Below are 1,500 nucleotides of genomic sequence, written 5' to 3'. Positions count from 1 at the left end.
TCACATGAAAATAGTATAATCCCGACATCGTGTCGCTTTGTAAGGAGATAGAAATCAGATTAAAAGAGGGGGGCCAAAGTGTGATTAGATTTGAGAAGGTTAATATCATGAACTTGGAAAATGCTATTAGGGGTGCAAGAAATCCAATGAATAGCTGGAGCAAATTTGACAGTTATTATGATGATAGCGGAAGTTTCATTATGGGAGAAAATGATATAGGTCTGGCAAAAAGACTTTGTAGAGCCGGAAGTGATCATAGGAAATTTATGAGACAAATCTTTGTTTCTGTAGATATTACTGCGCCACTATATTGGTGGAAGGAATTTGATACTTACAAGGTAGGGACAACTGCCAATTCGACGAGTACTATGCACAAAATACATAGTAAACCATTTGAACTTGGAGACTTCAGTTGGGACAAAATTAATAATGAGTCATTGGAAATGTTAAATAATATTATTTTACATCTTGATAAATTAAGAAATGATTATAACAGATTAAAAGAAAAATCATTATGGTATAGCATGATTCAGCTACTCCCATCTAGTTATAATCAATTGAGGACATGTACAATGACATATGAAAACATCAGAAACATGTATCATTCAAGAAAAAATCATAAGCTTGATGAATGGCAAAATTTCTGTAGTTGGGTAGAGACATTACCATATTCAAAAGAATTGATTACTACTGATTAAATTAGTATTTCCTAAGATTAAGAGAAAGCAAAAAATAAGAATGACACTTAAGGCGTAGCGTCCATGCTACTCTGACTCTGAGGACATGTGACGACATATAACAATGCATTTGCATAAAGGTCCTGGAAGTACGTTCATGGAGCAGGGTCAGCACCACACCTTCTCACTGGGAGCGAAGCTCCGCTATGGTGTATTTCTTTAGGGTTCAGTTCGAAGGCGTCGCAAATGCTGGGACGTTGAATGATATGTCTCTGAATAATTAGTTTTTAAAGAGATTGCTTTTATAATAATAAAATATATATTTGTTAAATAAAATAAATTTCAAACTAATTATTTCTAAAAAAATAAAAGAGTGATATAATAAAAATATCAATATTTAAGGAAGTGTTTAATTTGGAAGATAAGGTGTTTGAGTTAATAACAAAGTTTTACAGTGAGTTTTCTGAGTTTAGAAAAGAAATAAAAAATGATATTATAAGAATGGAAAATAAGTTAGATGATAATTCAAAAGCTTTGTTTGACGGTTATAATCAAACATATGAAGAAGTTAAAGAAGTTAAAGAAGTTAAAAAGGAAGTTAAAGAAGTTAAAAAGGAAGTTGAAGACTTATCATCTAAAGTAGAAAAACAAGATGTAGAAATAAAAGTCATTAAAGGTGGAAAGACTTAAATAAAATTTTGTATATTTAAAAAACTTTAAAATTATTAAACTGTCATTTTTTATATATACTACATGATATATTTTTTTATTAAAATAATTTTAGAAATTATTATAAACAAAATATAAGGTGATAAAAATTTCT

2 protein-coding genes are annotated in these 1,500 nt (G+C 29.5%); both read left to right on the top strand.

Going from position 1 to position 1,500, the window contains the following annotated elements:
• Nucleotides 1-80 precede the first annotated feature (80 nt).
• The gene (locus tag RBH29_RS17630) at nucleotides 81-698 is read left to right on the top strand and encodes a hypothetical protein (protein ID WP_306698322.1); all 618 of its coding nucleotides are present in this window, start codon (nucleotides 81-83) and stop codon (nucleotides 696-698) included.
• Between the two features lie 393 nt (nucleotides 699-1,091).
• On the top strand, nucleotides 1,092-1,367 hold the full coding sequence (locus RBH29_RS17625) for a hypothetical protein (RefSeq protein ID WP_306698321.1): 276 nt from the start codon (nucleotides 1,092-1,094) through the stop codon (nucleotides 1,365-1,367).
• Nucleotides 1,368-1,500 lie beyond the last annotated feature (133 nt).

Origin of the sequence: Herbivorax alkaliphila (assembly GCF_030848475.1) — a bacterium.
Taxonomy (GTDB): Bacteria; Bacillota; Clostridia; order Acetivibrionales; family Acetivibrionaceae; genus Herbivorax.
Note: the sequence above shows the minus strand (reverse complement) of the source record. Positions and strands in the feature narration are given on the sequence as shown.